This window comes from Paenarthrobacter sp. (assembly GCF_031180005.1).
In the GTDB taxonomy this organism is placed as follows: domain Bacteria; phylum Actinomycetota; class Actinomycetes; order Actinomycetales; family Micrococcaceae; genus Arthrobacter.
Map to the genome: position 1 here is coordinate 1 of NZ_JAPSHI010000028.1, position 16,619 is coordinate 16,619.

At 60.0% G+C, this 16,619-nt stretch carries 19 protein-coding genes; 11 read left to right on the top strand and 8 right to left on the bottom strand.

The window, feature by feature from the left end; genetic code table 11:
• Positions 1-424 precede the first annotated feature (424 nt).
• The 4 genes from RIF72_RS16735 to RIF72_RS16750 all read left to right on the top strand — a co-directional run bounded on the left by RIF72_RS16735 (position 425) and on the right by RIF72_RS16750 (position 4,032).
• Positions 425-1,522, top strand: coding sequence for a site-specific integrase (locus RIF72_RS16735; protein ID WP_309075969.1), 1,098 nt, complete (start codon positions 425-427; stop codon positions 1,520-1,522).
• 5 nt (positions 1,523-1,527) lie between these two features.
• Positions 1,528-1,860: a helix-turn-helix transcriptional regulator gene (locus RIF72_RS16740; protein ID WP_309075970.1), complete on the top strand. Its 333-nt coding sequence runs from the start codon at positions 1,528-1,530 to the stop codon at positions 1,858-1,860.
• A gap of 181 nt (positions 1,861-2,041) precedes the next feature.
• Positions 2,042-3,358: a hypothetical protein gene (locus tag RIF72_RS16745; RefSeq protein WP_309075971.1), complete on the top strand. Its 1,317-nt coding sequence runs from the start codon at positions 2,042-2,044 to the stop codon at positions 3,356-3,358.
• A gap of 314 nt (positions 3,359-3,672) precedes the next feature.
• On the top strand, positions 3,673-4,032 hold the full coding sequence (locus tag RIF72_RS16750) for a hypothetical protein (protein WP_309075972.1): 360 nt from the start codon (positions 3,673-3,675) through the stop codon (positions 4,030-4,032).
• Between the two features lie 192 nt (positions 4,033-4,224).
• Here RIF72_RS16750 and RIF72_RS16755 read toward each other — a convergent pair whose 3' ends face one another.
• From RIF72_RS16755 to RIF72_RS16765, 3 genes are all read right to left on the bottom strand, one after another.
• The gene (locus RIF72_RS16755; protein WP_309075973.1) at positions 4,225-4,458 is read right to left on the bottom strand and encodes a hypothetical protein; all 234 of its coding nucleotides are present in this window, start codon (positions 4,456-4,458) and stop codon (positions 4,225-4,227) included.
• Between the two features lie 145 nt (positions 4,459-4,603).
• Positions 4,604-5,032 carry a VOC family protein gene (locus RIF72_RS16760; RefSeq protein ID WP_309075974.1) on the bottom strand — a complete coding sequence of 143 codons (429 nt, stop codon included), beginning with the start codon at positions 5,030-5,032 and terminating at the stop codon, positions 4,604-4,606.
• 252 nt (positions 5,033-5,284) lie between these two features.
• Positions 5,285-5,662, bottom strand: a complete 378-nt coding sequence (locus RIF72_RS16765; RefSeq protein ID WP_309075975.1) for a VOC family protein — start codon at positions 5,660-5,662, stop codon at positions 5,285-5,287.
• A gap of 130 nt (positions 5,663-5,792) precedes the next feature.
• Between RIF72_RS16765 and RIF72_RS16770 the strand changes: the two genes are divergently transcribed.
• Positions 5,793-6,182 (top strand): DUF3054 domain-containing protein, encoded by a 390-nt coding sequence (locus tag RIF72_RS16770; RefSeq protein ID WP_309075976.1) that lies wholly within the window; start codon positions 5,793-5,795, stop codon positions 6,180-6,182.
• A gap of 72 nt (positions 6,183-6,254) precedes the next feature.
• The gene (locus RIF72_RS16775; protein WP_211712356.1) at positions 6,255-6,533 is read left to right on the top strand and encodes an Lrp/AsnC family transcriptional regulator; all 279 of its coding nucleotides are present in this window, start codon (positions 6,255-6,257) and stop codon (positions 6,531-6,533) included.
• 18 nt (positions 6,534-6,551) lie between these two features.
• Here the strand turns inward: RIF72_RS16775 and trpD are convergent, their stop codons facing one another.
• Positions 6,552-7,610, bottom strand: coding sequence for an anthranilate phosphoribosyltransferase (gene trpD / locus RIF72_RS16780; RefSeq protein WP_309075977.1), 1,059 nt, complete (start codon positions 7,608-7,610; stop codon positions 6,552-6,554).
• A gap of 148 nt (positions 7,611-7,758) precedes the next feature.
• Between trpD and RIF72_RS16785 the strand changes: the two genes are divergently transcribed.
• From RIF72_RS16785 to RIF72_RS16800, 4 genes are all read left to right on the top strand, one after another.
• The gene (locus tag RIF72_RS16785; RefSeq protein ID WP_309075978.1) at positions 7,759-8,397 is read left to right on the top strand and encodes a heme-copper oxidase subunit III; all 639 of its coding nucleotides are present in this window, start codon (positions 7,759-7,761) and stop codon (positions 8,395-8,397) included.
• 88 nt (positions 8,398-8,485) lie between these two features.
• Positions 8,486-9,274, top strand: a complete 789-nt coding sequence (locus RIF72_RS16790) for a c-type cytochrome (RefSeq protein ID WP_309075979.1) — start codon at positions 8,486-8,488, stop codon at positions 9,272-9,274.
• A gap of 95 nt (positions 9,275-9,369) precedes the next feature.
• Positions 9,370-10,440, top strand: coding sequence for a Rieske 2Fe-2S domain-containing protein (locus RIF72_RS16795; protein ID WP_309075980.1), 1,071 nt, complete (start codon positions 9,370-9,372; stop codon positions 10,438-10,440).
• Entirely contained in the window at positions 10,418-12,091 is a 1,674-nt protein-coding gene (locus RIF72_RS16800; protein ID WP_309075981.1) for a ubiquinol-cytochrome c reductase cytochrome b subunit, read from the top strand. Before RIF72_RS16795 ends, RIF72_RS16800 begins: the two co-directional genes overlap by 23 nt.
• A 105-nt stretch (positions 12,092-12,196) precedes the next feature.
• On the opposite strand, the gene RIF72_RS16805 is transcribed toward RIF72_RS16800, so the two are convergent.
• Positions 12,197-12,994, bottom strand: a complete 798-nt coding sequence (locus RIF72_RS16805) for a GntR family transcriptional regulator (RefSeq protein ID WP_309075982.1) — start codon at positions 12,992-12,994, stop codon at positions 12,197-12,199.
• A gap of 148 nt (positions 12,995-13,142) precedes the next feature.
• Between RIF72_RS16805 and RIF72_RS16810 the strand changes: the two genes are divergently transcribed.
• A complete protein-coding gene (locus RIF72_RS16810; protein WP_309075983.1) occupies positions 13,143-13,436 on the top strand; it encodes an HPr family phosphocarrier protein in 294 nt (97 codons plus the stop codon).
• A 119-nt stretch (positions 13,437-13,555) separates the two neighbouring features.
• Here RIF72_RS16810 and RIF72_RS16815 read toward each other — a convergent pair whose 3' ends face one another.
• The 3 genes from RIF72_RS16815 to coxB are packed head-to-tail and all read right to left on the bottom strand — an operon-like array spanning position 13,556 to position 16,561.
• Positions 13,556-13,957 carry a cytochrome c oxidase subunit 4 gene (locus tag RIF72_RS16815; RefSeq protein WP_309075984.1) on the bottom strand — a complete coding sequence of 134 codons (402 nt, stop codon included), beginning with the start codon at positions 13,955-13,957 and terminating at the stop codon, positions 13,556-13,558.
• Positions 13,954-15,678: a cytochrome c oxidase subunit I gene (gene ctaD, locus RIF72_RS16820; RefSeq protein ID WP_309075985.1), complete on the bottom strand. Its 1,725-nt coding sequence runs from the start codon at positions 15,676-15,678 to the stop codon at positions 13,954-13,956. Before ctaD ends, RIF72_RS16815 begins: the two co-directional genes overlap by 4 nt.
• Positions 15,679-15,688: 10 nt before the next feature.
• Positions 15,689-16,561, bottom strand: coding sequence for a cytochrome c oxidase subunit II (gene coxB / locus RIF72_RS16825; protein ID WP_309075986.1), 873 nt, complete (start codon positions 16,559-16,561; stop codon positions 15,689-15,691).
• Positions 16,562-16,619 lie beyond the last annotated feature (58 nt).

Here is a 16,619-nt window from a genome sequence, read left to right on the forward strand (position 1 = left end):
CGTGTTCAGAGGATTTGCCTAACCGCTCTCACTTCAGTGAGCCATGGAAATGTGCATCCAATGCAGGAACTCACGATCGTGAACGTTCAAGGTTTACGGGAGTTCTCGCGGCTACTTCTACTCCCGTACTTTTAACGCCGATAATCTACATTATGTAAAGTAAAACAGTGATTATTGCATTTGATGCACGATCACTCCTCCTCCGCCCCCGGCCACTCGGTATCGCGTCACTTGAAGCCGAAATGTTCCCCTGAACTGGGGAAACACCGCGCGAATGGTCCGCCAGGGTGTTTGTGAGTCCATCGCGCAGGCCCTCAGAGACTGGATTGCATCAGGCTGGAATGGCGCCCGGTTCCGCGGATTTGCGCGAATTCTGCATTAATTGCATGATTCTTGCATCCAATGCAATGTATCAGGAGGCTTTGTGGCGGTCGATTCAGCGGGACGGGTGCTCGACTTCGGCGCTGTGAGTTTCCTTCACCCGGAAGACTACGTGTTCACCCAGATGCTCACTGGCTGGCGCAACCAGCAGTTGAGCCGGAACCTGGCACTTGGCACCATCGAGGGCCGGGAACGGCTAGTGACGCGGTTCCAGGAGTCCACCAACGAGTATCCATGGCAATGGACGCCGGCCCACGTGGACGAGTTCTTCGGGGATCTTCGCGGCGAGAAGCATGCCGCGCAATCCACCATCCGGAGCTACCAGGCAGCACTGAGGGCGTTCTGCGCCTACGCAGCGTCGCCTGAGTACGGCTGGGACCGGGTCTGCGAACAGTACTTCGGAACACACCCTTCGCAGGTCTGCTTTGACTGGAACACCGCAGTCCATGCCCAGGCGACAGAATCCACTCCTGTCCGGCGCCCGTTCACCAGGCAGGAGCTGCAGGCCTTCTTTGACCGAGCCGATGACGAGGTGGACCGGATCGCGACCCTGGGTCGCAAGGGCTGGCTGCCGGCCTACCGCGACGCTGTTCTGTTCAAGGTGGCCTACAGCTGGGGGCTGCGACGCAATGAGGTCAGGCACCTCCAGACCGTGGATTTTGCCCGGAACCCGCACGCCCGGGAGTTCGGCAAGTACGGGGTGCTGCAGGTCCGCTATGGCAAGGCCATGAAAGGGTCTCCCCCGAAACGCCGCAGCGTCCTGACGGTGTTTGACTGGTCGGCAGAGATCATCGCCGACTGGCTGGAACGCGGCCACCGGCACATGACTGACGGGCTGGACCTATTCCCCTCCGAGCGCGGAACCCTGGTTTCCGAGACGGCGCTGAACCGCAGGTTCAACCGCTACTGCGAAGACCTGGACCTCTCCCCCGGACTGGACATCCACTCCCTGCGCCGCTCCTACGTCACCCACCTGATTGAGGCCGGCATGGACCCTCTGTTTGTTCAGCACCAGGCCGGGCACGAACATGCGTCGACTACGGCCCTCTATACGTCCGTTTCCAGCGACTACCGCGTCAAAACACTGCGCCGCGCCCTGGACTCGACCATCAGGGACGCACTGGCCGGGATGGAAGACTGAACCTCATGAAACGAGAGATCGACTACCGATGGCGGCTTGCGGAACTCATGGCAGCCCGAGGAATGCACAACAGCACCGACCTGAGCCCGTTGCTGAAGGAACGCGGCATCGAACTCTCTGCCTCCCAGGTCTACCGGTTGGTCACTCAGCGCCCGGAACGCGTTTCACTGATGATGATTGCTGCGCTCTGCGACATCTTCTCCTGCGGACCCGAGGACCTCGTCACCGTCACGGCAATAGATGCCAAGGTCCGCAAGGTCGCGTCCGACGCCAACGTCGTGGACCTGAACAAGACCATCCGGCCCAAACGGGCCCGCGTGATCCGCGATGACGGCTGAGATCACACCGCGGATTGCCGTCCGCGGCCGGCCCCGTACGGCAGGGGCGTTCACCTGTGACAGATGCTTCAGGTCAGCCGGCAGGCACCGCGCCAGCTGGCCGGAAGGCAGGATCTGCGGGACTTGTTTCACGATCGCCTTGCGCACGCACGGACCCTGCGCCGGCTGCCGAACAGCGCGCATGCTTCCCGGGCGGTCTGCTGCCCACGGCGACCAACCGGTCTGTGTCGATTGCGCGGGTATCACCCAGGATTACCACTGTTCCCGCTGCGGCACGGAAACCGAGCACTACCGCCAGAACACTTGCGCACGGTGCTCACTTCGGGATGACCTCACCGTCCTGTTGCGCGTCGACGAGGACCGGGGACCGGAAACGACGGCGACGAAACTGCTCGGCGCGCTCTGCGGAGCCCAGCGCCCCGAAAGTATCCTCACATGGCTGCGCAAACCTGGTGTTCGCGACTTACTCGCCCGGCTGGCCACCGGCGGCATACCGCTCAGCCATGAAGCGCTGGATCAGGAACCAAAAAGCCTGCGAGTGGAACACATGCGCAGCCTGCTCACCCACCACAAGCTACTCCCGAACAGGGACCACTACCTCGCCCTCTTCGAACGCTGGCTCGCCAGCAAGCTCGCGGACCTTGGCGACGCCGACATCAGACGGCCGGTCGAGTCTTTTGCCCGGTGGCACCACCTGCGACGCATCCGGAGCCTCTCCAAAGACGGGAAACCCAGTCGCGGCCCCGTGCACAGTGCGAAGCAGGAAATCACCGAAACCATCAAATTCCTCATCTGGCTCAAGCTCACCCACGGACGGACCGCCGCCTCCTGCGTCCAAGCCGACGTGGACGCATGGCTGGCCGACGGCCCAACCACCAGGCACGCCATCAGAACCTTCTTCGTCTGGGGGGTCAACAACCGGACCTGCACCAACATCACCATCGGATTCCGACAGGCCAAGACCGCGCCGCTGCTCACCCAGGGCCAGCGGCTCGCCATGCTCAAAGCCTGCCTCACCGACAACGTCGACACCCTGCAATACCGCGTCGCCGCCACCTTCCTTTTGCTCTACGCCCAGCCAGTCGTGAAGATCGCTGCGATGAAAAGCACCGACGTTGTCCTCACTCCCGATGGCCTGCGACTGTCACTAGGCGACGGAGATCCAGCGCCAGTACCGGAACCTTTCGCCTCACTGCTCACAGAACACCTGGCCTCCCGGCCCAACATGCGCACCGGCAGCAGCTCGAGCAGCGAATGGCTGTTTCCCGGATACCGGCCCGGGCAACACATCCACCCCAATACGCTCATGGAACGCCTCCGAGAAATCGGCATCGACCTCCTGGGCGCACGCAACGCATCCCTGCGAGGGCTCGTCAAAGAAGTCCCGGCACCGCTCGTGGCAGAAATGCTCGGTTACAGCTACCAAGTCACGCAAAAGCACGCTGCAGCCGCAGCAGAACCCTGGTCCCGATACCCACGAACTCGGCCGGGGACCTAGATGACACAACCGCTCTTGAAGCACTGTTTAATGACTCAATGAACAAAGCTGCGGCTAGCGACACGCTACTCCTAAGCGCCGTGCCTTCATCGATTCGCACAGACGCTGACTCCGCACTCCTTAGTTTGAGAAGCCCGGAACTCCAGACGACGCCTCACCTAATTCAAGACACGCATTCCGGAGTCCCACAACGGCCCGGAATACTCATCGAGGGTCAGCTCGTCCAGATCCCTTATAGGGTCTACTACGCGTGGCCTGAGTCGCGCCGAACTAGGCATTTGAACCAAACCCAACTACTCGTGCTTTGTGCTTGGATGACTAGAAGCGCTGACGGCAGAATCCGTCAAAAAGCCCTCAGGAAGCTCCTGCAAGAAGACGCTCCGTGGACCATCCCTTACGTCATCCAACTTTGCGGCGAATACGTGGTCGAGATCGCAGCTGACGTACTTCAATTCCTCACCACGGACCTACCAAAAAGCCCAAAACTTCTCCAGTCATACAGACAGTTCATCGCCGACAACCCAACGTTCGTGAAGCTCACAGAACAAAGAGCCCTGAGCTACTGGAATGCCTACGACCGATGGCGATTTGCCCGGGACGACTACCCCCAGCTAGCAGCCCTCCGACTCTTGGATGATCTACGCCGCGACAGCACGGGCAAAAAGTGGGCATGAGTTCCAACCGAATAATCACGCCCTGCGCGCGCTAGTCAAGGAAGTGCCCGCCCCGCTCGGTGCAGAAATGCTTGGCTACAGTTACCAGTCACACAAAAACACGCTGCAGCAGCGGCGGCCCAATGGCAGCTCTACGCGCCCAGCCGAGCGCCTGCCCGACAGACTGCCACTTGAATTCCGGCAGCCTGGGACTCACCATCCCATGTCACGGGCAACCTCTGCGCGTGCGATGTCGATCTGCGTCTGGGTGACACCAGGTACGTCCGTCTCAGTTTCAATGCGAGTCAGGAGATCCGCCAAGGCCTGTTTCTCCGCCGGGTGCGTAATCGGCACCGAGTTCAGATCAACCGACATCAGCCAGTCGTAGAGAACAACAACGTCCGCGCGCCAGAGATTGACGCTAACAGTTGGTATCGAAGGATCCATTTAACAAACTCCCCACCTCGAGTCCGCCCCAAAATGGAGGACGCTAGAACAGAATAGTTTGGAATCGAATACGCACGGTTCCCAGTAAAGCTAGAAGAGGTTCCGTCAGGTCAGTCCCGCGGCAGCTTCTCCTTGCGTCCCGGAACTACTGCTGCTGCTCGGATCCGGCAATGTTGACCAGCCAGCCGATGCCGAATTTGTCTACGCACATTCCGAAGGTGTCGCCCCAGGGCGCCATCTCCAATGGGACAGTGACGGTGCCGCCGTCGATCAACTTGTCCCAGTACGCCCGGAGCTCCGGTTCATCCGCCGACTCTCCACTCAGGGAGACTGAAATGTTGTCACCGGGGTTGTACTCCATGCCGCTTGGCGTGTCAGCAGCCATCAAGGTCAATCCGCTCGGAGTTTCCAGCATGGCGTGCATAACCTTATTGGCTTCCCCTGGATCTTCGCTTGCCTGATAGTCGCCGAAAGTGCTGATGTTGAGTTCGCCGCCGAAGACGGATTCGTAGAAAGTGATTGCATCGCGCGCGTTGTCCCGAAATGAAATGTACGGGTTGAGGCGGGTTGTCATCGTCAGTTCTCCTCGTTGTTGTGATGGTCACACGTCACCGTGCGGAATTGCCAACAGCGCCAACCGGCGCCTCTCCCCCATGCCAGACAGCCTCGTGAACTCAACAGTGAACTCCTCTCCATCCGGGGTCCCTGCCTGGTGGCCCCCGTCAGAGGTTAGTACCGTGAGATCGCCCACACAACGCCCGACGGCGAAACGGCCTATCGCCGACCCGGCGCCACGCGCCGTGGTCTCGGAGCGGTCGCCTGCTTGTCAGTCCCCCGACGTGCGTATCCGACTCACCAAAGCCACGGTATTGGCCTCACTGTCCTCGATGAATGCCATCCACTCTTCCGAGCCGGCGGGTCCTAGGGTGTCGTCTTCATGCATATAGATCACGTGGGGCTCCGTGATGATGCGCACTCCCCTGCGCCGAAGATCTGCCACGGTTCCATTAAGGTCCGCCACCTCTAAGTAAACGAGCGCCGACGGCGCACCTTTCTCCAACAAGAGGCGAACCCCGCCTACATCAAAGAACAGGAGGCCGGGCGGATCAATGATGGCACTCGGCTCAGCGTCCAACAGCGCTGCGTAGAAGGCCGCTGCCCTTTGAAGATCTTCGGCATGCTGGGCCACCTGAACAAATCGCACGGCATCCTCCAAAATTGGGCTCTCACGTGGGCACCTGCCCTCATGGTGACGGCCCATCGGACTGCACGCAAGGGCTGTGGCGTGGGAGCCGGCTTCGCGCAGGAAGGAAGGCCCGGATAGTGTCGGCAGTATGTCTTCACCATCTCGACTTTGGATCCCCGCAGCTATTGCCGACGTTCTGCTCATTCTTGTCTTCGCCGCCATTGGCCGCGACGCACACGCCCGCGGAGACATCATTTCGGGGGCATTCGCCACAGCATGGCCTTTCCTGACCGGAGCTGCGATTGCCTGGGTGGTCATACGTGCGTGGCGGGCACCATTGGCTGCATGGCCATCCGGGGTGTGCATCTGGATCGTTGCGGTGCTGGTGGGAATGTTGTTGAGGGCAGTCACAGGCCAAACCGTCGTACTACCTTTTGTCCTGGTGGCGCTGATCAGCCTCGGCGTACTGCTTCTCGGACACAGGGTCCTTGCGACATTGCTACTGCGCGTGTCGCGTAAGCGGCAGCGGCGGGTGTGATCAAGCCCCACCCAGCGAGAATGCACTAGGCTGGAAATCGTCCGCAACGATGCATTTCCGGAAAGGCCCCACGTGATCACCGCTTTCGTCCTGATCAAAACCGATGCCTCCCGCATACCGGAGACCGCAGAACAGATCTCGGCCATCCAGGGCATCAGCGAGGTCTACTCAGTCACCGGTGAATGGGACCTCATTGCCGTGGCCCGTGTGACAAAGCACGAGGAGCTCGCCGACGTGATCGCCGACCGCCTGTCCAAGGTTGATTCAGTGGTCCACACGACTACCCACATCGCTTTCCGGGCCTATTCACAGCACGACCTGGACGCAGCGTTCGCACTCGGATTCGAGTAACAGCAGGGCCGCTGTTCGTCAGCTTTGGCTGAGGGCGATCCACTTGGCGAGTACCTCGGCAGCCTTGCCGGAGTCAATGGATTCTGCCGCCCTTGCAAAAGCGGTGCGCATCCGCTCCTCAAGGCTCCCATCGGCGTCGAGATCGATTGACACCAGTCCAGCCGCGGCATTCAGCAAAACGGCATCACGCACCGGACCCGTCTTACCGTCGAGGACTTCACGCACCACTGCCGCATTTGCTGCGGCGTCCCCACCACGAAGGTCCGCAACTGTCGAAGGGCGGATTCCCATGTCTTCAGGTGAAAACACCTGCTCCCTGACCGTTCCGTTCCTGAACTCCCAGACAGTGGATGGTCCCGTGGGGGTCAACTCATCCAGCCCATCGTCACCCCGGAACACCAGGCCCCGGCTACCTCGGCGGGCCAAAACTCCCGCCACCAACGGCGCCATGCGGGCATTCGCTACACCCACCGCTGAGGCTTGCACGTGCGCAGGATTGGTCATCGGCCCCAGGAAATTGAAGGCTGTAGGTACAGCCAGTTCGCGGCGCGGAACAGCCGTATGCCGGAACGAGGGGTGAAAAACCTGGGCAAAGCAAAATGTGATTCCCGCTTCTTCGGCGTTCCTCGCCACCTGCTCGATCGACAGATCCAAACGGACACCCAAGGCCTCCAGAACGTCGGCAGAACCCGATGTTGACGAAGCGGCCCTATTGCCGTGCTTCACCACCTTGGCCCCTGCGCCTGCGGCCACCAGCGCCGCCATGGTTGAGATGTTCACGGTGTTCAACCGGTCCCCACCGGTTCCTACGATGTCCAGCTTCTCACCGGAAATGGCGATCGGATTGGCGTGCTGGACCATGGCCGCAACCAAGCCGGCCAACTCTTCCACCGTCTCGCCCTTGGCACGAAGTGCAACCAGGAAGCCGGCGATCTGAGCGGGAGTCGCTTCTCCGGACATGATCGTGTTCATGGCCCACTCTGTGTTGCCCACTGCCAGGTCGTCGCCGTTGATCAGTGCAGAGATGAGCCCTGGCCAGGTATTACTGGCTGCAGGTGCCGATGCCGGAGAAGTCACTCACTGATGCTATCGAGCCAGCCACGCCGATGACCAATGTGAACGAGGCCGGGAACTTTTCCGCGCGAATTCGCGCCTTTGTAGAAAAAGTCTCCCGAATCGGTGGTTTGCATTGGGAAGTCTGGACTTTTACAGACATAATGTCCTTGTGACATCTGCGACCCATGCCCCCAGTACCCCGGCGCACCCGACGCTGAACCGCCCCAACCTGGTTTCTGTTGGAACCGTTGTTTGGCTGTCCAGTGAGTTGATGTTCTTCGCCGGCCTCTTTGCCATGTACTTCACCCTGCGCTCCACATCCGGAACGATGTGGGCCGAGGAGACGGCCAAGCTCAACTTCCCGTTTGCGCTCGTCAACACCATCGTCCTTGTGGCAAGTTCCTTTACTTGCCAGATGGGCGTCTTTGCCGCCGAACGGCTCGAGCCGCGCCGAACCGGTGGGCTCCTGCAGTTCACACGTTGGGGCATGACCGAATGGTTCTCCCTCACGTTCGTCATGGGTGCCTTCTTCGTAGCCGGCCAGACCATGGAATACGCCATGCTTGTCTCTGAGCATGTATCCCTATCGTCCAATGCTTACGGCTCCGCCTTCTACATGACCACGGGCTTCCACGGCCTGCACGTCCTTGGCGGCCTGATCGCGTTCCTGTTCATCATTGGCCGCGCGTTCGCAGCCAAGAAGTTCGGGCACTTTGAAGCGACGTCGGCGATCGTCACCTCGTACTACTGGCACTTCGTTGACGTTGTGTGGATCGGCCTCTTCCTGGTCATCTACGTACTCAAGTAAGCCCGGCTTTGACTCTTTTTCTACAAGAGGCAGAATTTCAAGAAGCGGCTCTCGGAGCCGACGCAGGATCGAATAAAGGAACCACCACGTGAAGGCACTCTCGCAGAAGCGACGTCACCCACTGGCAGCCATTGCGCTGTTGCTGATGGGCCTCCTCCTCACTGGTGGGCTGTATGCCGTTGCCACAACTGTCAACCAGGCCAAGGCCAGCACCACAAGCTTCAGCGCAAGTGACGTAGAGGAAGGCGGCAAGCTCTTTGCCGCCAACTGCGCCACCTGCCACGGCATGGGTGCCAGCGGAACCCAGGACGGCCCCTCGCTGGTCGGCGTGGGTGCTGCTGCAGTTGACTTCCAGGTTGGCACCGGACGTATGCCCATGCAGATGAGCGGCCCGCAGGCCCAGAAGAAACCCGCCCAGTTCAACGCGGAACAGACCAGGCAGCTCTCTGCATATGTCGCATCCCTGGGTGCAGGTCCGGCTATTCCCGAACAAAACCTCCTTGACGGAAAGGGAGACGCAGCCAATGGCGGCGAACTCTTCCGTGTCAACTGCGCCATGTGCCACAATGCCGCTGCTGCCGGTGGCGCCCTGACCCGCGGCAAGTTTGCCCCCGCGTTGGCAGGTGTGAGCGCTGAGCACATTTATGAAGCGATGGTCACCGGCCCGCAGAACATGCCCGTCTTCAGTGACTCCAACGTCACCCCTGAGGACAAGCGCGACATCATCACCTTCCTGAAGACCATCGAAGCCAGCGGCTCCCCCGGTGGCGCGGACTTGGGCTCACTTGGCCCGGTATCTGAAGGCCTGTTTGTTTGGGTTGCCGGTCTGGGTGTCATCATCGCGTTCACGATCTGGCTGACATCCCGCACGTCCTAATCCGGACACGACAAACTTCTGCTGCACGGTCAGCAGTTTGAAACTGAAAATAACTCGGCCCCGGCCGAGACAACGAGAGAAGGATGAGGCGAATTATGGGCAACCATAGTGACGGCAGTCCGAACCACTCGGGCACCGTAGCTACGGCTGGTCAGAATGAGGTGGAGAAGTTCCAGGATCCTGGACTGCCTCCGCATCGTTTGCGCCTGGCTGACACGGACCCGGTGGCCGCAAAGCGCGCTGAGCGTCAGGTAGCCATTCTGTTTGGCACCTCTGTAATCGGTACGCTGATTTTCCTGGTGGCTTACTTTGCCATCGACCTGGGCGACGATACCTCGATTGCGACCATCCGCAACCAGAACCTCCTTCTGGGGCTCGGTACTGCGTTTGCAATGCTGGGCATCGGCACCGGCATCGTGCACTGGGCCAAGGCCCTGATGCCCGATCATGAAGTGTCGGAAGAGCGCCACGCTATCCGTACTGAAGAGGATCGCCAGGCAGCAGTCCGTATCGTCGACGACATCGTCGATGAGACCGGCATCAAGCGTCGCCCGCTGATCCGCAACACCCTTCTTGGTGCCGTTGCACTTGCTCCCCTGCCTGCCCTCGCCATCTTCGGCGATCTGGGTCCGCGGCCGGACAATGCTTTGGCACACACCATGTGGGCGCCTGAGGGCGACAAGCTCAAGCGCCTGACCCGCGACCCCGATGGCACCCCCATCAAGGCTTCGGACGTCACCATTGGCTCGGCTTTCCACGTGATCCCCGAAGGCCTCAACGAGCTCCACGAAGGCAAGCTGAACGAGAAGGCAAAAGCCGTCGTTCTCCTGATGCGCCTGGACCCGAATTCGCTGAACCCCTCGGAGGGCCGCGAGGACTGGAGCTACAACGGCATCGTTGCTTACTCCAAGATCTGCACGCACGTCGGTTGCCCGGTTGCTCTCTACGAGCAGCAGACACACCACCTCCTGTGCCCCTGCCACCAGTCCACTTTTGACCTCACGCAGGAATGCAAGGTCATCTTCGGACCGGCAAGCCGTCCGCTCCCCCAACTGCCCATCGCAGTTGATGCAGAGGGCTACCTCGTCGCAACGAGCGACTTCAGAGAACCTGTAGGACCGAGTTACTGGGAGCGTGACGAGCATGAGCGCCTCATCAACAGCTGAAGCCCCCTTCGTTCCGAAGACCAAGGTTGGTAGTTTCACCAACTTCGTGGACGAGCGTGTTGGCGGCTCCGGCATCCTGCGCGAGTTCGGCCGAAAGGTCTTCCCCGACCACTGGTCGTTCATGTTCGGTGAGGTGGCGCTGTACTCCTTCGTCATCTTGCTGATGTCGGGTACCTTCCTGACCTTCTTCTTCGACCCATCCATGGCGGAAACCCACTACCAGGGTTCCTACACACCGCTGTACAACGTCGAAATGTCGGTAGCCTACAGCTCATCGCTGAACATTTCGTTCGACGTCCGTGGCGGGCTGTTCATGCGACAGGTTCACCACTGGGCAGCGCTGTTGTTCGTAGCGTCACTCGGTGTGCACATGCTGCGCGTCTTCTTCACGGGCGCTTTCCGCAAGCCCCGCGAAATGAACTGGGTTGTGGGCGGCGTGCTGCTCATCCTGGCAATGGCTGCCGGTTTCACCGGCTACTCCCTCCCCGATGACCTGCTGTCCGGCAACGGCCTGCGCATCATCGACGGCGTGATCAAGTCCATTCCGGTTATCGGAACGTACACTTCCTTCTTCCTCTTCGGTGGAGAGTTCCCGGGTACGGCCGTCATCGGCCGCTTGTATGTCCTGCACATCCTCCTGGTTCCGGCCCTCATCCTCCTGATGATTGTCATCCACCTCTTCATGGTGGTTGTGCACAAGCACACCCAGTACCCTGGCCCGGGTCGTAATGACGGCAACGTCGTCGGCTACCCTCTGGGCCCGGTATACGCTGCAAAGGCTGGTGGATTCTTCTTCATCGTCTTCGGCGTCCTTGCGCTCATGGCTGCAGCGTTCACCATCAACCCGATCTGGAACTACGGCCCCTACGATCCCTCCCCTGTTTCGGCCGGTACCCAGCCTGACTGGTACATCGGGTTCGTTGACGGCGCCTTGCGCCTCATGCCGGGTGTCATCAACGACTTCCATTTTGAGTGGGTCATCTTTGGGCGCACCCTATCGCTGAACGTCCTGCTTCCGGCACTCGTACCGGCCGGAATCATCTTCACAGTGATGTTTATGTACCCGTGGATCGAACGCTGGGTCACTAAGGACAACCGCGAACACCATGTTCTGGACCGTCCGCGCAACGCCCCGACCCGTACAGCGATCGGTGTTGCAGGCTTTACCTGGTACTGCGTGATGTGGGCAGCTGCTGGTTCCGACCTCATCGCAACGCACTTCCACGTGTCATTGAACGATGTGACGTACTGGCTGCGGGCACTGTTCTTCTTCGGCCCTGTTATCGCCTTCATTGTGACAAAGCGCATTGCCCTTGCCCTCCAACGCAAGGACCGCGAAATCGCACTCCACGGTCGTGAGACGGGCCGAATAGTCCGACTCCCTCACGGTGAGTTCATCGAGGTCCACGCACCGCTGGATGAGTACAAGCGCTACAAGCTCGTCGGGTTCGAGTCACCGGCTCCCATCCCGGCACAGCCGAACGAGCACGGCGTTGTAACGCGCAAGGAGAAACGCCGCGCGGCACTCTCACGCTGGTTCTTCGAAGACCGTGTTGCCCCGGCAACGCCGGCGGAACTCGAAGCAGCGCACGCTCATGGCCACCACGAAGCCATCGCAGCTGGTGAAGACCAGAAGAGCCTGAGCCACTAGCGCTCAGCACGCAATGCAAGGGAAGGGCCCGGTCCACATGGACCGGGCCCTTCCCTTATGTATTTCACTCTTCCACGGACCATCAGGGCCCGTTTAGCCCAGGGGCTAGTGCGTGCGATACCCCGAGGAGTAGTTCCGGGTGGGTCGAGTTCCGGGGCGCTGCAAGGGAACCCAGAGCTTATAGCGGTCCGCGCGGTAGTACGAGACTGAGTAATCAACCATTGCGCGGGCTACGAAGGCGTGTCGCTGTATCTTGAGCAGCGGAGCGCCTACATCAACGTTGAGAAGCCTTGCAGTTGACGGTGACGCCGCAGTGGCCTCAATCATGTCCTCGCCCCACTCCATCACCAGACCGAATCGTTCACTCAGAACGTTGTACAGCGATGTTGGGGGCGCCTCGTCGAGGAGTCCCGGAACCCGATGCGCCGGAATGAAGTTTTCATCTACGCTCATGGGTTCGTTGTCAGCCAACAGCAGCCGCCTGAACCGCACCAAGGGCGTGCCCTCATCCAGCTGCAGCTCCCTGGCGAGGAATGCACTTGCCGCGATTTGTTCGAAACTAAGAACCTTTGCGGCGGGCACCATTCCACGACGTTGCATTTCCTCGCTGTAGGAGGTCAACTTCACCTGCAGATCCAGCTTTGGCTTCCTGACAAATGTTCCAAGACCCACGACTCGCTCTATGACTTCTTCGCCAACCAGAGCATCAATGGCCTGACGTACGGTCATCCTGGCCAGCCCGAACCGTTCCGACAGATCCCGCTCCGAAGGGAGCGCCGACCCTGGTGGGCAGGACTGGGCAATGAACGTCCGCAGAATCTCACGAAGCTGAACGTAGATGGGTGTCCCACTGGCACGGTCGATCTCACCGGCAATGCTTGCTGCCTCAGCCACGGCAGCCATCCAGCAATTGAGTCATGGTTCAAGGATAATTCAGGCTGGCGGGAGGTCTAGACCACCGTTGAGAAATGTGGAATGCGTCGCGCTCTGGCGGCTAGGCTGGTAAGGATCATTTTTCAGACGGACGTTCCGTCGTATCAAAGGAGCAGGCTTGCCGGAGCACAAAGCCTTCGTAGCCGCTGAAATCGGGCTGCACGCACGGGCGGCGGCAGTATTCGTTCGGGCTGTCACCGAGACGGGATTGCCCGTCACCATCCGTAAGCAAGACGGCCCACCAGTGGACGCACGTTCCCTTCTGGAGGTCATGACCGAGGATTTTGGGCATGGGTGCGAGGTCTTTCTTGCAGTAGCTCCGGACGCTCTTAGCGACGGTCAGACCCTCCCCGAGGCTGAGAGAGCCCTCATTGCACTTTCCGCCGTCCTGGAGGGCGCACAAGCCCACTGAAAGCACTCCCAGCTTCATTGAAGACCCTCGGAGGTCCACAGTGCGATCCCGCCGCAACGAGGACTTAACGACGATGGGCCCCACCAGAAGGTGGGGCCCATCGTCGTAGTACTAACTAGTTAGTGGGCGTGATCGCCACGGCTGTACTCGAAGACCCAGCCAACCAAGGCAATCAAGGCGAGGCCGCCGGCGACGTAGGTCACCCAGAAGCCGATGGCGAGGCCAAGGAAGCCACCCGCACAAGCCAAGCCAAGAACCAACGGCCACCAGCTCCAAGGGCTGAAGTGCCCCTGTTCGCCAGCGCCTTCGTGGATCTCTGCGTCGGGACGGTCTTCGGGCCGCATGCCGATGCGCTTACCCGTGAAGCCAAGATAGCCGCCGATCATGCCGGCAAGGCCACCGACGAGCAGGATACCCAGGATACCGACCCACTCGTTCCATTCCGTCAGGAAACCGTAGGCAATGGATACAGGGACGAAGAAGAAGACTCCAGCTCCGAAGAGCCACGATTCAATTTTCATTTGCTGACGTCCCTTTGGTCGGCGTTACCCAAAACGGCTGCTGCGGGTGACGGGGCCTCGGCGGTGTGAATCTGGGCCAACTCCGGGTGGTGCAGGTCCAGAGCCGGGCGCTCGGAGCGGATACGGGGCAAGGAGGTGAAGTTGTGGCGCGGCGGCGGGCAGGACGTTGCCCACTCCAGTGAAGCACCGAAGCCCCACGGATCATCCACTTCCACCTTCTTATTGCTGCGCCAGGTGATGTAGACGTTCCAGAAGAACGGCAGGAGGGAAGCACCCAGGACGAAGGAAGAAATAGTGGAGAACTGGTTCATCCACGTGAAGTTATCCTGCGGCATGTAGTCGGCGTAACGACGCGGCATACCCTCTACACCCAACCAGTGCTGGATGAGGAACGTGCCATGGAAGCCGAGGAACAGCAGCCAGAAGTGAATCTTGCCCAGGCGCTCATTGAGCATCTTGCCTGTCCACTTGGGCCACCAGAAGTAGAACCCTGCGAACATGGCGAACACAACGGTACCGAACACCACGTAGTGGAAGTGCGCCACAACGAAGTACGAGTCAGATACGTGGAAGTCCAGCGGCGGCGATGCCAAGATGATACCCGTGAGACCACCGAAGAGGAACGTCACCAGGAAGCCGATGCTCCAAAGCATGGGCGTTTCAAACGTAATGGAGCCCTGCCACAGGGTTCCAATCCAGTTGAAGAACTTCACGCCTGTTGGAACTGCGATCAGCATGGTCATGAAGGCGAAGAACGGCAACAGCACGGATCCGGTCACGTACATGTGGTGGGCCCACACGGTGACGGACAGTGCGGCGATAGCGATCGTCGCGTAAACCAGGCCCTTGTAGCCAAAGATCGGCTTGCGGCTGAAGACGGGGAAGATCTCGGACACGATGCCGAAGAACGGCAGCGCGATGATGTACACCTCGGGGTGGCCGAAGAACCAGAACAAGTGCTGCCAGAGGACTGCACCGCCGTTTTCGGGGTCAAAGATATGGGCACCAAACCGTCGATCCGCACCAAGTGCGAAGAGGGCTGCAGCCAGCGGCGGGAACGCCATCAAGACCAGGATCGCCGTAACAAGCGTGTTCCAGGTGAAGATGGGCATACGCCACATGGTCATGCCCGGTGCACGCATGCAGATGATGGTGGTGATGAAGTTGACGGCACCAAGGATGGTGCCGAAGCCCGACAGGGCCAGGCCGAAGACCCACAGGTCACCACCCACACCGGGACTGAACGTCGTGTTCGAGAGTGGCGCATACGCAAACCAACCGAACGATGCAGCACCCTGGGGGGTGATGAAACCCGAAACGGCAATGGTCGAGCCAAAGAGGAAGAACCAGAAAGCCAGGGCGTTCAGACGCGGGAAGGCAACGTCGGGGGCGCCAATCTGAAGCGGCATGATCACGTTGGCGAAGCCAGCAAACAGCGGTGTAGCGAACATCAGGAGCATCACGGTGCCGTGCATCGTGAACATCTGGTTGTACTGCTCTTTGGTCTGCAGGATCTGCATACCGGGCTCGAACAGTTCAGCACGGATCAACAGAGCCATGACGCCGCCGAGGCAGAAGAACACGAACGACGCAATCAGGTACATGTACCCGATGGTCTTGTGGTCCGTGGAGGTGATCCAGTTGACGACGATGCGCCCCTTGGATTTAGGAACTACGGGAGCTTCTAGGACCCCCGGTGCGGATTGAGTGTACGTAGCCACGTCGCTCCCCTTACTTGGTTTCGTTCAGGTTCGGGTTGCGGTCATATTCCGCACCGAGCAGGCCCGTGTTGCCATCCTGGCGCAGCTTCTCCATGTGAGCCTGGAATTCAGACTCGGAGACAACCTTGACGCGGAAGAGCATTTCGGAGTGGTATTCACCGCAGAGTTCGGCGCACTTACCATCGAAAGTGCCCTCCTTGGTGGGGGTGAACCTGATGTAGTTCGTCTTGCCTGGAATCATGTCGCGCTTCTGGAGGAAAGCGGGTACCCAGAAAGAGTGGATGACATCGCGGGAGTTCAGCTCCAGGTCCACTGACTTGCCAACCGGCAAGTACAGGGTGGGGAGCAGTTCCTTGTTGACCTCTGCACCGGTCAGGTGGGCTTGAACGCCGGCCTCGTGGAGGTCTTCGTTGATGACCTCACCCTTTTTGTAGTTGAAGTCCCAGGCCCACTGCTTACCGCGGACATCAACAACGACGTCTGCGGGCTGCGAACGGTCATCGATCGCACGCTGGTCCTGGTCGGTGAAGTAGAAGAACACCAGCACCATGAACAGCGGGATGGTCAAGTAGAAGACCTCGAGCGGCAGGTTATAGCTGAGCTGCTTGGGGAAACCCGTGGTGCCCTTGCGGCGACGGTAAGCGATGATGCACCAGACCAGAAGGCCCCACGTGATAATACCGACTGCCAAGGCGGCGATCCATGAGTTGACCCAGAGGTCCATGATCCGGTCAGTGTGGTTGGTCGTGCCGCGCTCTGTAGGCAGCCAACCCTTCTCTACCTCTGGTGAACATCCGGTCAAAACCAACGCGCCGGCTAGTGCCAAGCCAGTGATCGATGTGATCTTTATGCGTCGGCTGCCGGTTCGGTTCTGCGAACTCACAGACGGCCCTTCCTCTTGTTGCTGTCTCCCGGCAGGCCGAAGGCTCACCGGGCACACT